This window comes from Kosakonia sp. R1.Fl, from assembly GCF_023516815.1.
Lineage (GTDB): Bacteria > Pseudomonadota > Gammaproteobacteria > Enterobacterales > Enterobacteriaceae > Kosakonia.
In genome coordinates this window covers 3,795,910-3,818,346 of sequence record NZ_JAMGSQ010000001.1, presented here as the reverse complement: position 1 = coordinate 3,818,346, position 22,437 = coordinate 3,795,910, and the positions used below count along the sequence as shown (strand labels likewise).

General features: G+C 55.5%; 20 protein-coding genes. 10 read left to right on the top strand and 10 right to left on the bottom strand.

What is annotated here, in order from left to right:
• Positions 1 to 109 precede the first annotated feature (109 nt).
• Positions 110 to 1,024 (top strand): DMT family transporter, encoded by a 915-nt coding sequence (locus tag M8Q36_RS18090; RefSeq protein WP_249881802.1) that lies wholly within the window; start codon positions 110 to 112, stop codon positions 1,022 to 1,024.
• Here M8Q36_RS18090 and M8Q36_RS18085 read toward each other — a convergent pair.
• Together M8Q36_RS18085 and M8Q36_RS18080 are read right to left on the bottom strand one after the other, a co-directional pair.
• Positions 1,011 to 1,679 carry a DUF3313 domain-containing protein gene (locus M8Q36_RS18085; RefSeq protein WP_249881801.1) on the bottom strand — a complete coding sequence of 223 codons (669 nt, stop codon included), beginning with the start codon at positions 1,677 to 1,679 and terminating at the stop codon, positions 1,011 to 1,013. The genes M8Q36_RS18090 and M8Q36_RS18085 overlap by 14 nt on opposite strands.
• Positions 1,680 to 1,844: 165 nt before the next feature.
• Positions 1,845 to 3,440, bottom strand: coding sequence for an ABC transporter substrate-binding protein (locus M8Q36_RS18080; protein WP_249881800.1), 1,596 nt, complete (start codon positions 3,438 to 3,440; stop codon positions 1,845 to 1,847).
• Positions 3,441 to 3,546: 106 nt separating this feature from the next.
• Here M8Q36_RS18080 and pepT point away from each other — a divergent pair, with 106 nt between their 5' ends.
• Positions 3,547 to 4,776 (top strand): peptidase T, encoded by a 1,230-nt coding sequence (gene pepT, locus M8Q36_RS18075; protein WP_249881799.1) that lies wholly within the window; start codon positions 3,547 to 3,549, stop codon positions 4,774 to 4,776.
• Between the two features lie 266 nt (positions 4,777 to 5,042).
• On the opposite strand, the gene tehB is transcribed toward pepT, so the two are convergent.
• The gene (tehB, locus tag M8Q36_RS18070) at positions 5,043 to 5,639 is read right to left on the bottom strand and encodes a tellurite resistance methyltransferase TehB (RefSeq protein ID WP_097406674.1); all 597 of its coding nucleotides are present in this window, start codon (positions 5,637 to 5,639) and stop codon (positions 5,043 to 5,045) included.
• 133 nt (positions 5,640 to 5,772) lie between these two features.
• On the opposite strand from tehB, the gene ydcK reads away from it, so the two are divergent.
• The 5 genes from ydcK (at position 5,773) to M8Q36_RS18045 (ending at position 9,964) form a co-directional block, all read left to right on the top strand.
• The gene (ydcK, locus tag M8Q36_RS18065) at positions 5,773 to 6,753 is read left to right on the top strand and encodes a YdcK family protein (protein ID WP_249881798.1); all 981 of its coding nucleotides are present in this window, start codon (positions 5,773 to 5,775) and stop codon (positions 6,751 to 6,753) included.
• A 363-nt stretch (positions 6,754 to 7,116) separates the two neighbouring features.
• Positions 7,117 to 8,172: a catalase family peroxidase gene (locus M8Q36_RS18060; protein ID WP_249881797.1), complete on the top strand. Its 1,056-nt coding sequence runs from the start codon at positions 7,117 to 7,119 to the stop codon at positions 8,170 to 8,172.
• On the top strand, positions 8,169 to 8,705 hold the full coding sequence (locus M8Q36_RS18055) for a cytochrome b (protein ID WP_249881796.1): 537 nt from the start codon (positions 8,169 to 8,171) through the stop codon (positions 8,703 to 8,705). Before M8Q36_RS18060 ends, M8Q36_RS18055 begins: the two co-directional genes overlap by 4 nt.
• 9 nt (positions 8,706 to 8,714) lie before the next feature.
• A complete protein-coding gene (locus tag M8Q36_RS18050; protein WP_017456832.1) occupies positions 8,715 to 9,221 on the top strand; it encodes an RNA polymerase sigma factor in 507 nt (168 codons plus the stop codon).
• A complete protein-coding gene (locus M8Q36_RS18045) occupies positions 9,218 to 9,964 on the top strand; it encodes an anti-sigma factor family protein (RefSeq protein WP_249881795.1) in 747 nt (248 codons plus the stop codon). Before M8Q36_RS18050 ends, M8Q36_RS18045 begins: the two co-directional genes overlap by 4 nt.
• 5 nt (positions 9,965 to 9,969) lie before the next feature.
• Here the strand turns inward: M8Q36_RS18045 and rimL are convergent, their stop codons facing one another.
• From rimL to M8Q36_RS18025, 4 genes are all read right to left on the bottom strand, one after another.
• Positions 9,970 to 10,512, bottom strand: coding sequence for a 50S ribosomal protein L7/L12-serine acetyltransferase (rimL, locus tag M8Q36_RS18040; RefSeq protein ID WP_249881794.1), 543 nt, complete (start codon positions 10,510 to 10,512; stop codon positions 9,970 to 9,972).
• A gap of 45 nt (positions 10,513 to 10,557) precedes the next feature.
• Positions 10,558 to 12,213, bottom strand: a complete 1,656-nt coding sequence (locus M8Q36_RS18035; protein WP_249882806.1) for a glucan biosynthesis protein D — start codon at positions 12,211 to 12,213, stop codon at positions 10,558 to 10,560.
• 271 nt (positions 12,214 to 12,484) lie between these two features.
• Positions 12,485 to 13,264 carry an ABC transporter substrate-binding protein gene (locus M8Q36_RS18030; RefSeq protein ID WP_097406822.1) on the bottom strand — a complete coding sequence of 260 codons (780 nt, stop codon included), beginning with the start codon at positions 13,262 to 13,264 and terminating at the stop codon, positions 12,485 to 12,487.
• A gap of 12 nt (positions 13,265 to 13,276) precedes the next feature.
• Positions 13,277 to 14,446: a pyridoxal phosphate-dependent aminotransferase gene (locus tag M8Q36_RS18025; RefSeq protein ID WP_249881793.1), complete on the bottom strand. Its 1,170-nt coding sequence runs from the start codon at positions 14,444 to 14,446 to the stop codon at positions 13,277 to 13,279.
• A 111-nt stretch (positions 14,447 to 14,557) separates the two neighbouring features.
• Here M8Q36_RS18025 and M8Q36_RS18020 point away from each other — a divergent pair, with 111 nt between their 5' ends.
• Positions 14,558 to 15,424 (top strand): LysR family transcriptional regulator, encoded by an 867-nt coding sequence (locus M8Q36_RS18020; RefSeq protein WP_249881792.1) that lies wholly within the window; start codon positions 14,558 to 14,560, stop codon positions 15,422 to 15,424.
• Here M8Q36_RS18020 and M8Q36_RS18015 read toward each other — a convergent pair.
• Positions 15,396 to 16,904 carry a carboxylesterase/lipase family protein gene (locus M8Q36_RS18015; RefSeq protein WP_249881791.1) on the bottom strand — a complete coding sequence of 503 codons (1,509 nt, stop codon included), beginning with the start codon at positions 16,902 to 16,904 and terminating at the stop codon, positions 15,396 to 15,398. The two genes, M8Q36_RS18020 and M8Q36_RS18015, sit on opposite strands and share 29 nt — an antisense overlap.
• A gap of 42 nt (positions 16,905 to 16,946) precedes the next feature.
• Positions 16,947 to 18,290, bottom strand: coding sequence for a 2-oxoadipate dioxygenase/decarboxylase HglS (gene hglS / locus M8Q36_RS18010; RefSeq protein WP_249881790.1), 1,344 nt, complete (start codon positions 18,288 to 18,290; stop codon positions 16,947 to 16,949).
• A gap of 302 nt (positions 18,291 to 18,592) precedes the next feature.
• Here hglS and M8Q36_RS18005 point away from each other — a divergent pair, with 302 nt between their 5' ends.
• Together M8Q36_RS18005 and M8Q36_RS18000 are read left to right on the top strand one after the other, a co-directional pair.
• Positions 18,593 to 19,516, top strand: a complete 924-nt coding sequence (locus tag M8Q36_RS18005) for a LysR substrate-binding domain-containing protein (RefSeq protein ID WP_016495954.1) — start codon at positions 18,593 to 18,595, stop codon at positions 19,514 to 19,516.
• Between the two features lie 140 nt (positions 19,517 to 19,656).
• The gene (locus tag M8Q36_RS18000) at positions 19,657 to 21,954 is read left to right on the top strand and encodes an FdhF/YdeP family oxidoreductase (protein ID WP_249881789.1); all 2,298 of its coding nucleotides are present in this window, start codon (positions 19,657 to 19,659) and stop codon (positions 21,952 to 21,954) included.
• Positions 21,955 to 22,008: 54 nt separating this feature from the next.
• On the opposite strand, the gene arsC is transcribed toward M8Q36_RS18000, so the two are convergent.
• Positions 22,009 to 22,437: a glutaredoxin-dependent arsenate reductase gene (gene arsC, locus M8Q36_RS17995; RefSeq protein ID WP_249881788.1), complete on the bottom strand. Its 429-nt coding sequence runs from the start codon at positions 22,435 to 22,437 to the stop codon at positions 22,009 to 22,011.

Below are 22,437 nucleotides of genomic sequence, written 5' to 3'. Positions count from 1 at the left end.
GTTGTGTAAAGAAAAGCGCAAGAATATGCAAGTCCGGCGCAAACCTGTGCAATCGCCTGCGTGCGTGTTTTGCCACACTCAGCATTCGTTTTACGCACTGGAACTCAACATGAACGCATTGCTGTACGGTTTGGTGGTAGTTATCTGGGGAACAACCTGGATTGCGATTTATCTACAACAAGGGCCGGTCGCCGCGCCGGTGTCGATCTTCTGGCGCTTTGCACTGGCCACAGTGGTAATGATGCTGGTGCTGCTGGCGCAGCGAAAATTGCGCGCCCTGCCGCTGCGCGATCATCTGTTTTGCCTGCTCCAGGGCTGCTGCGTGTTTGGTTTTAACTTCTGGTGCTTCTATACCGCTGCGGCGTGGATCAGCACCGGGCTGGAGTCGGTGATCTTCTCCATGGCGGTGTTATTTAACGCGGTAAACAGTTATCTCTTTTTTGGTCAAAAGCCCCCGGCGCGCTTTTTTGTTGCCGCGATCCTCGGCCTGACGGGGATTGTGACGCTGTTCTGGCAGGATCTGGTAAACAGCGGCTGGAGCATAACGCTACTGATGGGAATTGGTCTGTCGGCGCTGGGCACGCTGGGTTTCTCGTTTGGCAATATGATAAGCCTCCGCCATCAGCGCAAAGGGCTGGAAACCATCACCACCAACAGTTGGGCGATGCTCTACGGAACGTTGATTATGGGAGCGATTGGCCTGCTGCGCGGTGACGATTTCACCCCGCAATGGACGGCCAGTTACCTTGGCGCGCTGGTCTACCTGGCGCTGTTCGGATCGGTGATTGGCTTTGGCGCCTATTTTACGCTGGTCGGGCGCATTGGCCCCAGCAAAGCGGCTTACAGCACCCTGCTGTTTCCACTGGTCGCGCTGACCGTTTCGACATTCTTCGAAGGCTATATCTGGCACTTCAATGGCGTTGCCGGGTTGCTGCTGATCCTTACCGGCAATCTGGTGATGTTTGCCCGCCCGGAAACGTGGCTGGGCGGGCGCGGAATACGGCGAAAAGCTAACGCTTGCTGATATCAAACATCGTCGCGTCGGTCGCCATATCGTCAATGACTTGTTTCAGAGAGTCGACGGTGACCGGCGCATTTTCGTTATTCACATCTTTCCCTTGCCCCTGGCGCACCACTTTCAGCACCGGCGCATTGGTCTGCGCATCAATTAGCTCGCCTTCAAAATAGAGATGCGTGTTCATCGTGCGATGACCGGTTGCCATCTGCGTTCCCGCCACAACCATGGCCACCGGCACCACTTCATAGAACTGCAATCCCTGTTTGCTGGCGTCCACGCCGGTTATCGCCCCACGGAAAATCAGGCTGTGCTGGCCTGGCGATGTCACCAGCGGTTTACGCGCGGCGGCGGCAGCTTTCAATTTGCTGTTGGTGTAGTTGAGAACGCCATCCAGCACCTGTTGATTTACCTGGCTGGTAGGTTTCGCCACCGGATAATAGACCACCGGGTGGTAGACAATACTGTCGTATTTCGCCGGGTCAAAACCCGGCGCCACCCAGCGAAGCACCGGCTTGCCGGTGGCGGAGGTGGTTTCCTGCAGCCCTGAATAATCTTTTAGAAATCCGGAATATTTTTCCGGTTGCGTCACTTTTGACGCGCAGCCTGATAACACCAGCAGGCCGGAAAAGACGGCAACGCTAACCAACGCATGAGTACGCATGAGGATGTCCCTGTGAGTGCGGAATTGCTCTTAAGGTATAGCAAACGCAGCGGCGTTTTGTGGGGAAAAACGGCTGCGTTGACAACGCCGATAGCCTCAGCGTTAACGTGCAGTGAAATGGGCGAGCAAACCGCTTACGTCCAGGGTTTGCTCGCTTGTTAATGGCTATTTCTTCAGATCAACTTGCCAGAAAATATGTTTACCAAACGGATCGATTTCGTAGCCCTGCACCTCTTTGCGTACCGGTTCGAAAATCGTTGAATGGGCAATCATTACCGCCGGCATTTGATCATGCATCATTTGCTGCGCCTCCTTATACAGCGCGACGCGTTTTTCATGATCGGTCGTAGCTTTGGCTTCGGCGATAATTTTGTCAAATGGCGCGTAACACCATTTCGCCGAGTTAGAGCCGCCATTGGCTGAGGTACAGGTAAACAGCGGGCCAAAGAAGTTATCCGGATCGCCGGTCGCGGTAGTCCAGCCCATCAAGGCTGCCTGGTGTTCGCCACCTTTCACCCGTTTCAGGTATTCGCCCCACTCGTAAGTGACGATTTTGGTCTGCACGCCCACTTTCGCCCAGTCCGCCTGGATCATCTCGGCCATCCGTTTGGCGTTCGGGTTATAGGGGCGTTGCACCGGCATGGCCCATAAATCGATGGTTGTTCCCGGCGCAAATCCGGCCTCTTTCAGCAGCGCTTTGGCTTTTTCCGGATCGTAGTCGTAGTCCTTCAGTTCGCTATCCGCGCTCCAGACACCCGGCGGCAGCAAGTTTTTCGCTGCGGTGCCCGTTCCCTGGAACACGGCCTGAATGATCGCCGGTTTGTTGATCGCCATCGCCAGCGCCTGGCGAACTTTGACATTATCCAGCGGCGCTTTTTGTGTATTGAACGACAGGAACCCGGTGTTCAACCCGGCTTTGCTCATCAGCGTGATGTCTTTGTTCTCTTTCAGGCGCGGTAAATCGGCCGGATTGGGAAACGGCATGACCTGGCACTCGTTCTTCTCCAGTTTTGCCACCCGCACGGAGGCATCCGGCGTGATGCTGAAGACCAGGCGATCAATTTTGGCTTTGCCCTGCCAGTAGCCGTCGAACGCGGTAAACAGAATGCGCGAATCTTTCTGGTACTGCGCCAGGCGGAACGGACCGGTGCCAATCGGATCCATATCGACACGTTCCGGGGTTCCTGCCTTTAACATCGCATCGGCGTATTCCGCTGAGAGGATCGACGCAAAATACCAGCCAAGATCGGCGACAAACGGCGCTTCCGGGTGCGCCAGCGTAAAGCGCACCGTATGATCGTCGAGTTTATCAATCGCGGTGATCAGCGAACCGAACTCCAGGCTTTCAAAGTTCGAGTACGTGCCGTTAGAGACATTGTGATAGGGGTTATTGGCGTCTTTTTGCCGCATAAATGAGAAGATCACATCATCGGCATTGAAGTCGCGCGTTGGCGTGAAGTATTTATTGCTCTGGAATTTCACCCCCTTGCGCAGATGGAAGGTGTAAATCTTGCCGTCTTCACTGACATCCCAGCTTTCCGCGAGGCTGGGTTGCAGTTGCGTGGTGCCCACTTTGAAATCCACCAGCCGGTTATAGACCGGCACCGCGCTGGCATCCACGCTGGTGCCCGAGGTATAGAGTTGTGGGTTGAAGTTTTCCGGCGAGCCTTCCGAGCAATAGACCAGCGTTTTCGCTGCCACAGAAGAACTCACTATCATCGCGGCCAACGCCAGAGCAAGTGTTGTCGGTTTGCTAATCATAGTTTTTCCTGTTGTTTTATTGTAAAGGCTTGTTGTTTGCCCTCTCATAAATAACATTAAAGTGAATTTGCAAACACCTGATAATTCGAATAAAGAAGGAATCACTATGTCGTCGTCGCTCACCAGTCAATTAACGCATCGCTTCTTTCGCTATCTCAACATCACCAGCCAAAGCGATCCCACTGCCACCACCTTACCCACCACCGTCGGGCAATTTGATATGGCGCGCGAACTGGCTAATGAGTTGAAAACACTCGGTCTTGAAGAGATCGTAATTGACGATCACGCGACCGTCACCGCCGTGAAAAAAGGCAATGTTCCCGGGGCGCCGCGCATTGGTTTTATCACCCATATCGACACCGTGGACGTCGGTTTATCCCCGCATATTCATCCGCAGATCCTGCGCTTTGAGGGGCAAGATCTCTGCCTGAACAGTACGCAGGATATCTGGCTGCGCGTTGATGAGCATCCGGAGATCCTCGCTTACCCGAATGAGGAGATAATTTTCAGTGACGGCACCAGCGTACTCGGTGCGGATAACAAAGCCGCGGTTACCGTGGTGATGACGCTGCTGGAAAATCTGACGCCAGAACAGCGTCACGGCGATATCGTGGTGGCCTTTGTACCCGATGAAGAAGTGGGGCTGCGCGGTGCGAAAGCGCTGGATTTAGCACGTTTTGATGTTGATTTTGCCTGGACAATCGACTGCTGCGAACTGGGCGAAATCGTTTACGAGAACTTTAACGCCGCCAGCGCGCAAATTCAGTTTACCGGGGTGACCGCGCACCCGATGTCGGCGAAAGGCGTACTGGTAAACCCGCTGTTGATGGCGATGGATTACATCAGCCATTTCGATCGCCAGCAAACGCCAGAGCACACAGAAGGACGCGAAGGTTATATCTGGTTTAACGGCATCAATGCTGTGCAGAGTTACGCGACGCTGAACGCCAACATTCGTGATTTCGACCGCGAGAGTTTTGCTAAACGTAAACAGCAAATTGCTGATGTAGCGGCAAAAATCGCGGCTCAGTATCCCACCGCGAAAGTGGAGTACAGCATCAGCGATACCTACAGCAATATCAGTAACGCGATTGGCGAAGATCGCCGGGCGATTGATTTACTGTTTGCAGCCATGGACTCATTGGGTATCACGCCAAAACCGACACCAATGCGCGGCGGCACCGACGGTGCGGCGCTTTCGGCTAAAGGTTTGCTGACGCCGAATTTCTTCACCGGTGCGCATAACTTCCATTCGCGTTTTGAGTTCCTGCCGCTGCGTGCTTTCGAAGCCTCTTATAACGTTGCGTTGCAGCTCTGCCTGCTGGCGGCGCGTTAAATAAGCAGGCTGGTGTGGCTGCACCAGCCTTTTCACACCATAATGATGACCCGCTCTAACCTGCCGGATGGCCTTATAATCCGGCATTTGCTACCCATGCGATGACAATTTATCCCCGTCATCCTTCAACCGTTTGCAGGAGGCATTTACCCGGCGAATAGCGGAACAGGCGTGGTACAGCGAGTGTTCATAGAAAAAACGGCAGGCTGGCAGTAAAAGAACCGGTGGCCTCCCTTCCGGCTCTTTTACTGTCGCAACGGGAAAACTTACGCAGACTTGCGTGCCAGCATCGTGGCAAAGCGCAATTTGATGCGGTTACCGTTGGCATCGGTGCGATGAAGCTCACCCACTTCTTCGTTGTATTTCAGCAACTCCCAACCGGCGTAGTAATCGCGCAACTCCCCCTCTTTAAAGGCAAACGGGAAGCCGACCGTGCACGGGAAATCTGCCGTGTCCATTGCCGCGACAATCAGGTTATAGCCGCCGGGTTTGGTGCAGCGCTGCATATTGGCAATCAGCCCGGGAATGGTTTTCGCTTCCAGAAACATCAGCACTACGGTCGAGAGAATAAAATCGTACTCGCCATCAAAACTGAGATGGTTGAGATCAACCGCCTCAATATGTAAGTTTTCCAGCCCTTCTGTTTCACGAATATTTTGTAAGTTGCTCAGACTGTTCGGGTTTTTATCCCACGCGGTGACATCAAAACCCCGGTTGGCGAGAAACAAACTGTTGCGGCCATTACCGCAGCCGAGATCCAGCGCTTTACCCGGCTGGACATAATTCATGGCGTTAAGCACTTCTGAATGGGTCGGGGTCATGCTGTATTTTTCAGTAAAGTAGTTATCAGTGCGGGTGGTCATGCTGTTCCTCAATACGTCAATACGTCGCGAATTTATAAGTTGCATTTTGCCTGCATTTTATTGGTTTCGCTGGCGGATAGCCAGCGGCGTAAAATTTGCTACGTTTAACTCAGGCAGATGGGGGAAATGTAGCATGAATAAGTATCGGCTCAGTGATGAGCAACGGACAATGCATTACCAGATTGGCGGCGAGAAGCGATCCGTCGCCCTGCGCCAGATTATTGCCCTGCGCGATTTCAACGATGTTGTAGCGGGTAGCGCCGGTGGCTGGGTTGATAATGAAAACGTGCTCGATCAGCAAGGAAACTGCTGGATTTACGATGAAAACAGCATGGTTTTTCTTGGCAGCGCAGTGCGTGGCAATGCGCGGATCACCCAGCCGTGTGTGATTTGCCACGATGTCGTCATTGCGGATAACGCCTGGGTTGACGGCAGTGAGATAAGCCATGGCGCGCAATTAAGTGACAACGTCACCGTTCAGGCCTCTACGGTGCGCGGTGGATGTCATTTACGCGGCGATGCGCGTATTCTCAGCGGCTGCGACATCATTGCCGCTCAGGGCTTAACGCTGGATAACGAACAGATTTTGCAGATTTACGATCGCGCTACCGTCAGCCATTCGCGCGTGGTACATCAGGCGCAAATTTATGGTGATGCCATCGCTAATTACGCGTTTATTGAACATCGCGCCGAAGTCTTTGATTTTGCCCTGCTCGAAGGCAACGAACTCAATGATGTCTGGGTGTGCGACTGCGCCAAAGTGTATGGCTCCGCGCGCGTGGTCGCCGGGACGCTTGAGGATGAGATCCCGACCATTCGCTACAGTTCGCAGGTGGCAGAAAACGCGGTTGTAGAAGGCAACTGTATTTTAAAACACCACGTGCTGGTGGGCGGTCACGCCTGGTTACGCGGCGGGCCACTGCAGCTTGATGAAAAAGTGGTGATTCAGGGTAATGCACGCATTCATGGCAATGTGCTGATCGAGCATCAGATTGAAATTGGCGGCGATGCGGTCGTCGACGCGCAGGAAGGCGAAAGTATTCTGTTACGCGGGCCGAAAGTGATTAACGACACGCAGTACATTACCCGCACACCGCTGGTTGGCTCTTTATAATTCGCTTGTCTGTTATCAAAGCCGAAGTCGCTTATCCGGGACTTTTCATATTGTTGCAGGTGGCTTATGAGACGCCCGGCGGAGAAAACGAACCCCCTGATCTGTTCACTTTCCTCCTGTCAGGCTGCGGGATTTTCGCTGCAACAACCTTTGCGCAGTTTTTGTAAACCGTAGCGGCCGTCACCCGGCAGGCGGCAAAGACGGCACCTTTGCCACGCGCTTTGCGACGAGAAATCCCTGATAACAGCGAGCCTGCAACGAGAATTCCGTTGTAGTCTTTTTTCACAAAAATTTTTTTCTTCCGTGTGGAATAAACCCGCCGTTGCTTCGTCTTATCCGCTCATGATTAGCAGGTGAGCGACTATGACAAACACTCCTTTTACGACCGGCCAGATCCTTGCACGCCTTGCGGCAATCGCATTTGTTCCGCTGGTGTTGATTGTACTGTTCCTGTGGGGCGGCGGCTGGTTAACTCCTGCGCGTCTGAGCGCAGATAAACTGGTTAATGTCTTACAACAAGCGGGCGGCGAGCATCCGGGTTATCGGCGTAATCACGCCAAAGGGCTCTGCGTTACGGGCAATTTTATCTCGAACGGTAATGCCAGCACGCTATCGCGCGCTTCGGTATTTGCCGCAGGTGAAACGCCGGTAATCGGGCGTTTTGCCATCGCCGGAGGAAATCCCGCCGCGCCGGATTATGCTGTGCCTGTACGCAGCCTGGCGCTGGCGTTTCAGTTAGCAAACGGTGAACAGTGGCGCACCGGCATGAACGCAATGCCCTTCTTCCCGGTCTCCACCGTTGAGCAATTCTATGAATTACAGGTTGCCTCGCTGCCCGATGCGGCAACCGGCAAACCGGATGCCGGGAAATTCAAAGCCTTCGTGCAAAACAACCCGGAGATCATGCCGTTCCTGGCATGGGCAAAACAGAATGTGCCTTCGTCGAGCTGGGCCAGCGATCGCTTTAACAGCCTGAATGCCTTCCGGTTTATGGATAAAGCAGATATCGCGCATCTGGTGCGCTGGAGCATGGTGCCGCACACCGGTTATCAGCCCATCAGTGCCGAAGAAAAGAGCGATAAAAATTTCCTGCAAACGGATCTCAAACAGCGTCTGGCGCAGGGGCCGCTGAAATGGGATCTGCTGATCACCGTCGCCCGGCCGGGTGATGATGGCAGCAATGCGGCGAAAGTCTGGCCGGACGACCGGCAAACCATCAACGCCGGAACGCTGGTTCTCACCCGGGCAACAGAACAGCAAAACGGGCCATGCAATGACATTAATTACGACCCCCTGATCTTGCCGGATGGCATTGCCGCCTCCGACGATCCGTTACTCAATGCGCGTTCTGCGGCTTATGCTAAATCTTACAATGCGCGCACCCGTGAACAATCCGCCCAGGCAGGAGCTCATTTATGAAAAACGTTGCCTATTTCCACCCGGCGCTGCGCGTACTGCACTGGTTAATGGCGGCGGCAATCATCGCGATGCTGTTTATTGGCGTCGTGATGGTTTCCACCGTCTCATCCCTGCACAGTCTACTGGTGTCGATCCATAAGCCACTGGGTTTAATGATTTTTGTGCTGGTGCTGGTTCGTCTGTGGCTGCGGTTTTATACTGCCACGCCGGCGTTACCGGCGACCCTTGCGGGCTGGCAACGCGCCATGGCGCATCTTTCACACTGGGCGCTCTATGCCATGATGATTGCGCAACCGCTGATTGGCTGGGGAATGCTCTCGGCAGCGGGCTACCCGGTGACTGTCGGCGGTTGGGTGTTGCCACCTATCCTGCCGGTGAATAATGATACTTACGCGCTACTGCGGCCACTGCATTCCCTGGTGGCGCTGGCGCTGTTCGCAACGGTGATGCTGCATTTAGCCGCCGCGCTGTTTCATGCCCTCGTGCTCCGCGATGGCGTTTTTGAAAGTATGTCGGGAACCCGCAAGCAATGAAGGCAAGCTATGCAACTGACTGATGATGAGATTCGTCAGGTGATGCCACATTTGCAACGCTTTGCGCTGTGGCTAACCCGCAACCCGCACAGCGCGGAAGATTTGGTGCAAAGCTGCCTGATGAAAGCGCTGACGCGTAGCCCAAATAGTGATGGCGAACGGAGCCTGCGCGCCTGGCTGTTCGCCATTCTTTACCGTCAATTTATTGACGGCGAGCGGCGCAAGCGACGGTATATGAAAATCCTCGCTTTTTTTACCGGTGAGGAAGCCATCAGCGCATCTACCGAATCACTGGCCATGGCGGATGATACGCTGGCGGTGTTCGCCACGCTGCCGACCGATTATCGTGCCATTCTGTTGCTGGTGAGCATTGAAGGGCTGAGTTATAAAGAAGTCGCCCAGACGCTCGATATCCCGACCGGCACCGTGATGTCGCGCCTGTCGCGCGCGCGTAAATTGCTACATGAGAAATTAGACGGTACGGCAGCGCCGCTGCCGCTGAGGAGACTGAAATGACGTTGCCACCGGATGAACACGATCTGCATGCCTGGATGGATGGCGAAACCGATGAGGCGACCTCAGCGCGTATCGAGCGCTATCTGGCAGAAAACCCCGCTGCCGCCGCGCAGGTTGCAGGCTGGCGGCGTGACGCGCAGCAACTCCGCCAGGCCATGAGCCAGCAAACTATCGCCCTGGAAAAACCGGAGCCACACTATTTACGCCGCCAGGTACGCCAGCAGCGACAGTGGAAACTGGCCACCGCGTTCGCGCTGGTACTGGCGTTAAGCGTGGGCGGTTATACGGGCTGGGAGCTGAAAGAGTCGCAGATGTTAATGACTCATCAGCCGATGGAGGACGCGGTTCAGGCTTATAAACTTTTTGATAATGCCGCCGTCACGCCAATGGATGTGGTGGCAAGCCAGCAAACCGAACTCACCCGCTGGGTCGCCCGGTATTTTATTAACGGTAACCAGCCGCCGAATCTCGAACAGTATGGTTTCACCTTATCCGGTGCGCGGCTTATCGCCACCGCGCAAGGCCCGGCGGCGCTGATTATGTATCAGGACAGGAACGGAACGCGGGTCGGCTGGTATATCCGCCCGTTAAGCCCGGTCAAACTCCCTCACGGGGAACGCGAGGCCGAAGATGTGATGGCGCAGTACTGGAGTGATGATCACTACAACTACGCGCTGGTCACACCGATGAACTCACCGGCGGTAAACGGCCTGCGCAAAGCGGTGTCACAGGCCACCAGTTAGCGCGATCAGGCCTTATCGACGATCTTCGCCCAGATATTCTGATCGTCGTAGCTGCCGTTGAGAAATTCTGCCTGTTTAAGGCAGCCTTCGAGCGTAAAGCCGTTGCGCCCGGCAACCTGATTGCTGGCATGATTCGCCACCCGGCATTTGATGACAAAGCGGCGGATATCGCCGCGGCGGGCATAAAAATCGAGCATTGCCTGCATGGCCTGAGACAATATCCCCTGCCGCTGGCACTCTTCATCCAGCCAGTAGCCGATATAAGCCGTTTTGTTTAACGGCTCAATCGCGTTAAACGCCAGCACGCCCACCAGCACATCGTCGCGCACAATCATGAACATTTTGGCGTAGCCGCGCTGGTGCAACAGTATATTGCTCTGCACGGTTTTACGGGTGTCATCAACGGACGTGACCGACTGCGGCCAGTTGAGAAACTGCTGTAGCCAGTCGCGGTTTTTGATAATTAACTGGTGCAGATCGTGCACAAACCGCTCGTCGACGGCATGCAGCGTGAGATGGTCATTCACCGGTATAACGGTATCGTCCATTGCGGCTCCATAAAGCATTCGCCCCCTGACGGGGGCGAAGTGGGTTTAGCGCATGACGCGGTCATCAACGTAGTTACGTTTGTCCGGCGCGGGCGGGAAGTATTGATAAAGCCAGGTTTCGCTGATGGCGTTGCCCTGGCAGCGCAGGAACAGACGCATGTCTACCGGAACGGTGGAATCATTGGTCGGATACCAGTCGAACAGAATGCGATAACCGTCAAACGGTTCGACATAGAGGATCTCAACCTGTTTCGCTTCCCCGTTTGAAAGCGTGATGACCGGTTCAATGCCTTTCGGCGCGGCCGTTTTCAGGTCACCGCCAACAAAATCAATGGCGAAACGACGCGCCCATTTATCCGGATAGTGTTCGCCCGGCGCCCAGCCTTCCGGGAAGCCGCCCATGCCGGTACGGGTGGCGTAAACGCGGGCCAGCGGAGAACGCACCGGCGGCATTGCGCTCCAGTACAAGCGGTACTGGAAGGCAAAATCATCGCCCGCTTTGACCGGTTTTTCCGGCTGCCAGAAGCAAACAATGTTATCCAGCGTTTCGCCGGTGGTCGGGATCTCCATCAGACTGACCGCCCCTTTACCCCACTTGTTACGCGGCTCCACCCACAGACTCGGACGTTTGTTGTACCAGCCCATCACATCCTGGTAGTGGGAGAAATCACGATCGAGTTGCAGCAGGCCGAACCCTTTCGGGTTTTCATCCTGATAAGCGTTGAACTGCAATTTTTGCGGGTTGTTCAGCGGGCGGCAGATCCACTCGCCGTTACCGCGCCACATCGCCAGACGATCGGAGTCGTGGATTTGCGGATGAATGGTATCGCAGACGCGGCGCTCGTTATTACCGCAGCTGAACATACTGGTCATCGGCGCGATACCCAGTTGCTTAATGTCTTTGCGTGCATACAGGCGGTTATCGACATCCATGATCACCTGGCTCTCTTCGCAGTGGATCACGAACTTATACGCACCGGTAATGCTCGGGCTGTCGAGCAGCGCATAAACGGTAAAGGTGGTATCGGACGCTTTTGCCGTCTCAAACCAGAACGCGGTGAAATCCGGGAACTCTTCCGGCGTATCGGTAAAGGTATCAATCGCCACACCGCGCGCGGAAAGACCGTACTGGAAGGTGCTGTCTACCGCGCGGAAATAACTTGCGCCAAGGAACGAGACGATATCGCGGCGCGCCAGTTCAGGCGCTTTAAACGCGCGGAAACCGGCGAAACCGAGATCGCTTTGCCCTTCCAGCTGTTTGGTATCGACGCCCGCGTCGTGGTAGTTAAACAGCTCCGGGCGGAAGTGAATTTCACGCGCCTGGTGTGTCTCCTGGTCGAGGGAGAACATGCGAACGCGACGGCGAAACCCCATGCCGACGTGGAAAAACTGTACGTCCAGCAGGCGGCCATCAACGTTGTTCCACAGCGAGTGCTGCGCATCGTACTGAATGCTGTTGTAAGCCTGCGGCGTCAGGTTCGCCAGCGTGTTGGGAAGCGCTTTAGGCGCGCCGCCCCACTGCTGTTGCGCCAGATCGTGCGCCATGGACTGCAGCACGGAGAAATCAAAACGGCGGCTCTGGCCATCGGCGATGTCCGTTTCCGCCGCGAACGCCGCGCGGGAAAACAGCGATGCAACACCGGTGGTGCCGTAAGTTGCGGCAAGGGCCATGGATGCTTGAATAAATCGTCTGCGGTTCATGCCTGGTAACACGTCCTTCTGGTCGTCAAATGGCATTTCGCGATGGCGCGAAACAGCGGCAAAAGCGTTCATTAATGAACGCATCACTCTAGACAAAATTCATTGAGAATCCAATTGTTGGCTGGCGAATATATGAACGAAACATGAAATATTTTCTGTCGATAAGAGCAGCCCGAAAGCGGCGTAAAGATCTGTATAACGGTGGGCGTTTGCAACGGAAATAAAAAAGCGCCTGCCGGACATCAACGGCAGGCGCCAGAGTGGTCATGCGTTATTGTGCGCTGACACTAACATCAATGCCGGGGAAGTACTTCTCCGCCAGTTTTTTGATGGTGCCATCAGCGCGGATTTTATCGATGGCGGCATCAAGTTGCTTTTTGGTGGCCTCATCACCTTTACGCAGCCCGAAACCGATACCACTGCCGAGGATCGTATCGTCCGATACCGGTTTGCCAATAAAGCCAAACCCTTTCCCCTGCGGCTTACTGAGGAAACCTGCCTGCCCCGCCGCCGACATCACCAGTGAGGCGTCAATGCGACCGTTCAGCAAATCTCCCCACGCCATATTCTGATCTTTATACGACACCACCGTGACACCGTGCTTTTCCCAGTGCTCTTTCGCGTAGGTTTCCTGAATCGATCCCTGCAACACACCAATGGTTTTGCCTTTCAACCCCTCGGCGGTCGCTTCCATGCCGTCGCCACTTTTGCCGACCAGTTGTGATGGAATGCGATAAATCGGCTGGGTGAAATCGATGCTTTTACGCCGCTGTTCGGTAATGTTCATCGCCGAGTTGATGGCATCGAATTTCTTGGCAGTCAGCCCTGGGATCAAGGCGTCAAACGAGGTTTCCACCCAGCTACATTTCAGTTGCGCCGCTTTGCAGACAGCGTTCCCCAGTTCGATATCAAAACCTTCCAGTTCGCCTGACGCGTTGCGGCTTTCAAACGGGGGATATTCCGCTTCCACGCCGTAACGCAGCGCGTTTTCGGCAAACGAGGAGAATGAGCAGAGCAAACCCATGCCCAGACAGAGTGCTTTAAATTTCATCATTAACGCTCCTTAGCGTGGCTTAACACGACACAGGGCCTGCGCGCCTGCTCTTAATGTTGCCTCGTCTTTCGCAAAAGAGAGGCGGATCAACTTGTTATCTGTACCATCGGTATAAAACGCCGACAACGGAATGGTGGCGACCCCGCAGTCAATAATCAGCCTTTTTACCATCTCGCTGTCGCTTTCATCGCTGAAGTGGCTGTAATCCGCCAGCAGGAAAAACGATCCGGCGCTGGGTAGTAAACGAAACGGCGACTCAGCGAGTAATGTTTGCAGCAGGTCGCGCTTACGCTGGTAAAACGCTGCCAGCGACAGCCAACCCTGCGGGTCACGCATATGATCAGCAAAGGCATGCTGCATGGGGGTATCGGCGGAAAACATCAAAAACTGATGTACTTTGCAGATCTCATCCATCAGTTCCGCAGGCGCAACGCAGTATCCCACGCGCCAGCCCGTCACATGATAGGTCTTGCCAAACGACGAGATAATCACGCTGCGCTCCGCCAGTTGCGGATGGGTTGCCATGCCGTGATGCGGCTCGCCGTCGAACACCACATGTTCGTAAACTTCATCGGAGAGGATCACAATATCGGTGTGCCGGGTGATCGCCGCCAGTTGCTCAAGATCGGCGCGGGAAAACACCTGCCCGCTGGGGTTGTGCGGCGTGTTCACGATAATCATCCGCGTGCGCGGTGTGATTGCCGCGCGCACTTCGTTCCAGTTCACCGCGAAATCCGGCACCGTCAGTTTGATGGCTACAGGCGTTGCCCCCTGCAAACGGACAATGGGCGCGTAACTGTCGAACGAGGGTTCAAAGTAAATCACTTCATCACCCGGATGCACCAGCCCGCTGATAGCGGAGTACAACCCTTCGCTGGCGCTGGCGGTGATAAGAATTTCACTGTCCACGTCGTAATCCGTACGGTACAGCTCGCTGATTTTGTGCGCAATCCGCTCTTTTAACGGGCGCAGACCGGTCATTGATGCGTACTGGTTATGATTGGCCTGCATGGCGCGCGTCACCCCGGCAATCAGCTGCGGATCGCAAGGAAAGTTGGGCGCGCCCTGAGAAAGGTTTATCGCATTATGTTCGGCGGAAAGCTGGCCGATAACGGTAAAAATGGTGGTGCCGACATCGGGTAATTTGGAGCGAGTTTTCACCGGGGTACGCAGAGTCATGCCTGATCCTTTCACATAAAAAGTGCATAACCATTCAAACCAAACCCTGTTGAGCCGACAACCGAATTGTTGTCATAATAGCCATGAATAAATTGCATAGCTGGAGTTGTCATGTCGCCCCGATCTTTGCCGCTCAATGCCATCGACGCTTTTCTGGTCACCGCCCGCCATCTTAATTTGACGCACGCGGCGAAAGAGTTGTGCCTGACGCAGGGAGCGGTTAGCCGCAAAATCGCCGCGCTGGAAAACTGGTTCGGCTTTCCGCTTTTTGAGCGCCACGCGCGCGGTTTACATCTGTCGCCGCAGGGCAGCGCCCTGTTGCCGGAGCTGCGCGGCGCGTATGAACAACTGGTAACGGTCGCCTTTCAGGCACGCTCGCAACAAACGGTGGTGCGCCTGAAAGCGCCGACCTGTGCGATTCGCTGGCTGGTACCGCGATTGGTGAATCTGGAACAACGCTATCCGGAATTACAGGTGGCATTGACGACCACCACCGATCACACCATTAACTTCAAAACAGAACCTTATGACGCGGCGATTGTGTTTGGCACCCAATTAAGCGCCGGGGATCTGCTGTTTGAGGAGGCGTTAACGCCGGTGATTAGCCACGCGCTGGCGCAACGTAATGCGCTGGAAACCGCCACGTTATTGCACCCCACGCGGGATAAAACCGACTGGTCGCTGTGGCTGGCAAGGCAAAGCGCTTTTCAGCCCGTCATGAGTAAAAATCAACACTTCGACACCATGGATTTAGCCATTACCGCCGCCATTCAGGGACTGGGGATGGCTATTGCCGATGAGACACTGGTAGCCGAAGATATCGAGGCTGGACGCTTGCTACGCCCGTTTTCTCAGAGTGTCAGAACCGGTGCCAGTTACCGACTGGTGCTGCGGGAAACGGAGAATAAAGCCGCCGGTCTGGCGGCGTTCAGAGAGGGGTTACTGGGGGCTAATCGAGCTTCACATGGTGGCGCATAACCCGGCGAAAGAAGCTCAGACGGGCACGCATAAAGCGGTTAACCAGGCGAAATCCTGCATGTTTATTCAATCCCATGCGTAACAACCGATCGCGACCACGTACGCAGGCCAGCCAGTTGACCGGGCCGGGTAACGCTTCTGTACGGCGACTGGCCTGGAGGGCAAAACGGACCCAGTAATCGGCAATATGCGCGGCAAAAGCGAGATCGCGCGGGTTGACATAATGGCAGGACGGTTCCGAAAGCATAAGATTGTCGAATACATACGGCACTTCATTACCGTGCCACGCGCCGTTGATATAGGTGTCGTGTGCCGCTTCGGCAACATAATCAAACCAGTAACGCCAGCAGGGTTGCCCGACACGCTGCTGAGCCTGCATCACCACCAGGCCAAGCGTGGTAAAGGCCATATCGCGGCACACCTGGCGACCCAGTTCCGCATCCCCTTTCACCCCCGGATAAAGCAGGCGGATAAGCCCCAGTCCGAGCCGCTTTTCGCGGCGCATCTTTTCGATTTGCCCGGCGAGATCAACACCAAACTCGGCCATCACGCTGGCTTCATCACTGTTCGAACCGATAATGACCGGCATCGGGTGTTGTCGAGCGGCGAAAAAGGTATCGAGCATCGGTTCCGGTAACACGCAGTCACCCGCGATGGGCGCAGGCGCAATTTTCAATGGCGCTTCCAGCGGCCAGAACGTTTCTGCCGGCAGCGCGCGCAACTGTTCGGCGCTGGCATTTTCCAGCCCAAAGTGCACGGCAATCGCTTCACCTTTTGCCAGCGCGGCTTCGCGCGGCGTATCGGGCAAGGTATAACTGCTCTGAATAATGGCTTTGTGAAACAACCCTTCTGCCAGCGGCGAGGCCATCAGCGCCATCACGCTGCGCGCGCCCGCCGATTCGCCAAACAGCGTCACATTCGCCGCATCACCACCGAAAGCAGAAATATTCTCCTGCACCCAACGCAGCGCGGCTATCTGATCAAGCAAACCGAAGTTGTAAACGCGCTCACCGCTCTCTTGCTCAAGCGCCGGATGGGCGAAAAAGCCAAGATGGCCAAGGCGATAATTGATCGTCACCAGCACCACACCGCGTGCCGCAAGCGCTTTTCCGTCATACGGCGGCAAGCCGCCGGAGCCGATCGTGAACCCGCCGCCGTGCAGCCAGACCATCACCGGCAGCGGTTTTGTCCGCGAAGCCGGTGACCAGATATTGAGATAGAGACAATCTTCGGAGAAACGCCCCGGATCTCCGCCGCCGAGCTGCTGACAATACTCACTGTTTTGCCAGCTGGCGGCGGAAAACGTGTCGGCGATGCGCACGCCCTGCCAGGGTTGCGGCGGCTGTGGCGCGCGCCAGCGCAGCGCACCAGTGGGCGGCGCAGCAAACGGAATACCGCGCCAGACATGTAAGGCGTCTTCACTGCATCCCAGCACACTGCCCTGGCGGGTGTGTGCCAGCGGCGTTAATGGATTTTCCATAACAATATCCAGAAGTAACTGATTTCTGGCAGATTACCTGTTTTACAGCAGACCGCAACGCCGTTTGCTGCGCGCTTCGGCTTCCGCATAGAGTGTGAATTCATCGAACACCGGGCAACCCAGCGCGGCCTCAAACTGCGCCTGGCTGGCGTTGCCATGGCTACGCGCCTGGGTTTCGTTGCCGAGGTTAGACTGGAAGATCCCCGCCGCGCTGACCGGCAGAAAATCCTCATAAGTGATGGGTTGCGCCACCACCCAACCGCGCTCGATCAGCGGCTGGGGATCGTCGCCGGGATGAATCGCCTGGCGGTGCGCTTCGCCCGTTGGCGTCAGGCGATAGCGGAACCACGCCAGCCCCTGCTTGCGCAGCAGCATTTCGCTGTCCGGGAAGGCTTTAAACACCTCCTGCAAATGCAACTGGTGCGTCAGGTTATCTTTGCCGATTCCGGCGCTGGTCAGCAGTTGATCATAGAGTGCGCGCCCTTTCTGCGTTAACGCGACGCCGCGCTGTTCGATTTCGCCAAAACGCGCGGTATGTGTGCCCTGATGCTCACCGTTAAACAGCACCGGTTCATCCAGCGCTTTGAAACTGGTCTGGCGTAACAAAATTGGCACATCGCGACGCGGCGGCCCTTCAATGAGGATTTTCGGTTCTATGCCGTACTCCGGCATCAACGCCTGAACACGGTCAATATCCAGCGTGCGTGGCGTTAAGTGATTGATATGGCAGCCAGGGAAACAGACAACATCGGCAATCAGGCGGTGCTCATCATGCAGCGCCTGATAAGTTTGCGCATCCACCGTGGCATGGCGGTGCCAGCGGAAGGTTTCCAGCGCTTCCTCAACAAAGGCTTTGGCTTGTTGTGGGGTAAAACCGCCATTCAGTTCATGCAGCTCAATCAGCTGGCGGCATGCCGGGGTGAATATGTCGCGCTTCGCCAGAATGGCAGCGGCTTTATCACGCAGCGTGTCGTTCTCGATAAGCTCCAGGCGCAGCAGCGAGGTAAAAATACGAAACGGGTTACGCGCCAGCGCCGCGTCTTCGATCGGGCGAAAGGCGGTGGAGTGCACCGGAACGCCCGCCTGCGAGAGATCGTAATAGCTGACCGGAAACATCCCCATAATGGCAAACATGCGCCGCAAAGTAGAAAGCTCCTCGGCCGTCCCTACCCGGATGGCGCCGTGACGCTCGACATTGAGCCGTGCTAATTCATCGGCGTTGGCCAGGTGTTCATGCAGACGCGGGTTGTTCTCCAGCACCGCCAGATTCACATCCGCGACCAGCTCCAGCAGCGTGCCGTATTGTGGAACTTCCTGCTGGTACATGGCTGACATCGCCTGTGAAAATTGTTCCCGAATCTCATCAGCCGTGATGCTGTACGCCATAGTGTAATCCCTCCAGTGTGTTCTCTCTGGAGTGTAGAGAAGCCTTTTTACGTGCGTGATGGGAAATTTACAAAGTGTGATCGTGGCAGAAAACGCGCGTGCGCCGCGCGGTAACGAACATAACGAAAGATTATGGAACAGCGCCGCCAAAAACCCTTATCAACATGCAGGTTACGTCACATTGCGGGCAGAATCCGTTTGTAACTCAAAGAGATTAAATGTTAATAATATTTTGCTATCTGGTTATCAAAATTAAACAACTTAACTTGCCAGCGGTTCTGCACGGTTTTTAACATCATCTTATGGAAAAAAACGGTCTGTTTTCACAGCGCATTCGTCTGCGCCATTTGCATACATTCGTTGCCGTCGCTCAACAAGGAACTTTGGGGCGCGCGGCTGAAACCCTTAACTTAAGTCAGCCTGCGCTGTCGAAAACCCTCAACGAACTCGAGCAACTCACCGGTAAGCGCCTGTTTGAACGCGGTCGCATGGGCGCGCAACTCACCCTGGTGGGCGAACAATTTCTTACCCACGCCGTTCGCGTACTGGACGCGGTGAACATTGCCGGGCAGTCACTAAGCCACAAAACCGAACTGAAAAACGACCTGATCCGCATCGGCGCGCTGCCCACCGCCGCGCTGGGGATCTTACCGGCGGTCATCGGTCAACTACATAAACAGCAGCCGGATATCACCATTCAGGTTGCCACCGCCAATAACCCGATGATCCTCGCCGGGCTGAAATCCGGTGAACTGGATCTGGGCATTGGTCGCATGTCAGACCCGGATTTGATGAGCGGCTTGAGTTATGAACTGCTGTTTCTTGAGTCGCTAAAACTGGTGGTACGCCCGCGACATCCGTTGCTGCAAACCACCGTCACGCTAAGCAAAGTGCTGGAATGGCCAGTGGTGGTATTGCCGGAAGGCACCGTGCCACGGCAAAACACCGAGGATCTGCTCGCCAGCCAGAACTGCGCGCTGCCGTCTGGTTGCCTGGAGACGCTTTCCGCGTCGCTGTCACGCCAGCTCACGGTGGAATATGACTACGTGTGGTTTGTCCCTTCCGGTGCGGTAAAAGATGATTTGCGGCTGGGCTCGCTGGTCGCGCTGCCCATTACGCCGCCCGGTATTGGCGATCCGATTGGCATCATCACCCGCGTGGATAGCCCCCTGCCACCTGCCGCTCACGCGCTGATTGCGGCGATTCGCAAAACGATGCCGGGTTGATCCCGGCTGGCTTATTCTCTCTTCCGGTCGCGCAACAGGTAAACAACGCGTTAATTGTGTGATAAAAATAAGTTGTTGAATAAGGGTTGTTGTTACGCAACTTACACTAACGCTGTAACAATCCGCAGCCGGAAGACGAGATGAAATTCAAAACCGCTATTAAACCCTACCACGCTGCTGCCGGTGGTCTGGGCTCGCTGGAAGCCACAACGCGCTTCGTTATTGACAGTAAAAACGCGCTGAAAAATATGCGCAACTTGCTGCGCATGAACAAAGCGCGCGGCTTCGACTGCCCCGGCTGCGCCTGGGGTGATGACAATAAAAGCACCTTCAGTTTTTGCGAAAACGGCGCGAAAGCCGTGACCTGGGAAGCGACCCGCCGCCAGATTGACGCCACCTTTTTTGCGCAACACAGCGTGACAGCGCTTAACCGCCAGAGCGACTATTTCCTTGAATACCAGGGCCGGCTGACCGAACCGCTGCGTTACAACCCGCAAACCGATCACTACGAACCGATTTCCTGGGACGATGCGCTGGCGATGATTGGCGAGCATATTAAGGCGATGGATAACCCCAATCAGCTCGAACTGTATACTTCTGGTCGTGCCAGCAATGAATCGTCCTGGCTTTATCAGCTGTTTGGTCGCATGGTCGGCACCAACAACTTCCCGGATTGCTCCAACATGTGCCACGAAGCGAGCGGCGCGGGGCTGAAACGCAGCATTGGCGTGGGTAAAGGCACCATTCACCTGGCCGATTTTGAGAAAGCAGACGCCATTTTTGTCTTCGGGCAAAACCCCGGCACCAACCACCCGCGTATGCTGCACAGCCTGCGGCACGCCGCCGATCGCGGGGCGTGCATTGTCACCTTTAACACCCTGCGCGAACGCGGTCTTGAGCGATTTGCCGATCCGCAAAAACCGCTGGAAGTGGTTACGCCGATGGCGGGTGCGATCAGCTCGTCTTATTATCAGCCCAATCTCGGCGGTGATATGGCGGCGGTACGCGGCATGGCGAAAGCGTTGCTGGAAACGCAGCGCCAGCGGCTGGCTAACGGTGAAGCGAGCATTTTTGACGATGCCTTTATTGCGCAGCACACCCACGGCATTGCCGCGTGGTTTGCGCAAATCGATGCCACCGACTGGCAGACCATTGAGCAACAGTCCGGTCTCACTCAGCAACAGTTGCGCGATGCAGCCGCCATCTGGCAGAACGCAAAACGGGTGATTTGTACCTGGGCGATGGGTATTACCCAGCATAAACACTCGCTGGACACGGTACGGGAAATCACCAACCTGCAACTGCTTGGCGGTCACTTAGGCAAACCGGGCGCGGGGTTGTGTCCGGTGCGCGGGCACAGCAATGTGCAGGGCAACCGCACGATGGGGATTGACGAAAAACCACCGGTCGCCCTGCTCGACAGCCTTGCCCGCCATTTCAGTTTCGAGCCGCCGCGCGAGCACGGGCATCATACGGTAGAGGCCATTTCGGCAATGCTACGTGACGAAGTGAAAGTGCTGCTTGCCCTCGGTGGCAATCTGGCCGCTGCCGCGCCGGATACGCCACTCACCTGCGAAGCGCTGCGCCGTTGCGGGCTGACGGTCTACATCAGCACCAAACTGAACCGCAGCCATTTAATGCCGGGTAAACAGTCGCTGATCCTGCCGACGCTTGGCCGTACCGAAGAAGATATGCAGGCAAGCGGGCGTCAGTTCGTCACCGTGGAAGACTCTTTCAGCATGGTGCATGCCTCTGAAGGTATCGGTAAACCGCTGGCGGCGACACAGCGTTCGGAAACGGCGATTGTCGCCGGCATCGCCCATGCCACGCTGGGCAGTGAAAAAGTCGACTGGCTGGCGCTAGCCAGTGATTACAACCTGATCCGCGATCATATCGCCGCCACTATTCCCGGCTTTCAGAACTTTAATGCTCGTTGCGAAGAACCAGGTGGTTTCTGGCTGGGGAATGCTGCCGCAGAGTTGCGTTTTAATACGCCTTCCGGCAAAGCGGAATTCAGCGCCGCCGCCCTGCCGCTGTCGGTCTGCCCGGAGACGCAAGCGCCGTTTGTCCTGCAGACATTACGCTCACATGATCAGTACAACACCACCATTTACGGGCTCGATGACCGTTACCGTGGGGTTTATGGGCAGCGCGACGTGCTGTTTATGCATCCGCAAGATATTCGCGCGCTCGGGTTGAATGATGGCGACCGGGTGGATATTGAAACCCAGTCGACTGATGGCGTGCAGCGCCGCGTTGAGCATTTCCGTCTTGTCGCTTATGACATCCCGCGCGGCAACCTGGCGGCCTATTATCCGGAAACGAATCCACTGGTTCCGCTGACGCGTTTTGGCGACGGCACCGGTACGCCAACCTCGAAATCTATCCCTGTCATTATCACGCCGGCAAAAACACGCGAAACGCTGCGTATTGCCTGATCGCAACGCCCGCGTTCTGCGGGCGTTTTCCTGTTTACTCGGTTTACGGATGGTTTACGGCGCGATCCGCTTGCCGTTGCAATCAACAACCTGCTCCCCATCCTCTTTCGTAAACGCGCCTTTCTGCGCTTCAGGCAGGATCTCCAGCACCACTTCCGACGGGCGGCAAAGGCGCGTACCACGTGAGGTAACAACAATCGGGCGGTTAATCAAAATCGGATGCTCAAGCATAAAATCGATCAGCTGCGCGTCCGTAAAGCGATCTTCTGCCAGCTCCAGTTGTTCGTAAGGCGCAACATTTTTGCGCAACAACTCACGCACTGAAATGCCCATAGCGCCAATCAGTGTTGTTAGTTCATCACGCGAAGGCGGTGTCTCAAGGTAGTGAATAATCGTCGGCTCCACGCCGCTGTTGCGAATAAGCGCCAGCGTGTTGCGCGAGGTGCCGCAGTCCGGGTTGTGATAAATCGTAATGTTGCTCAT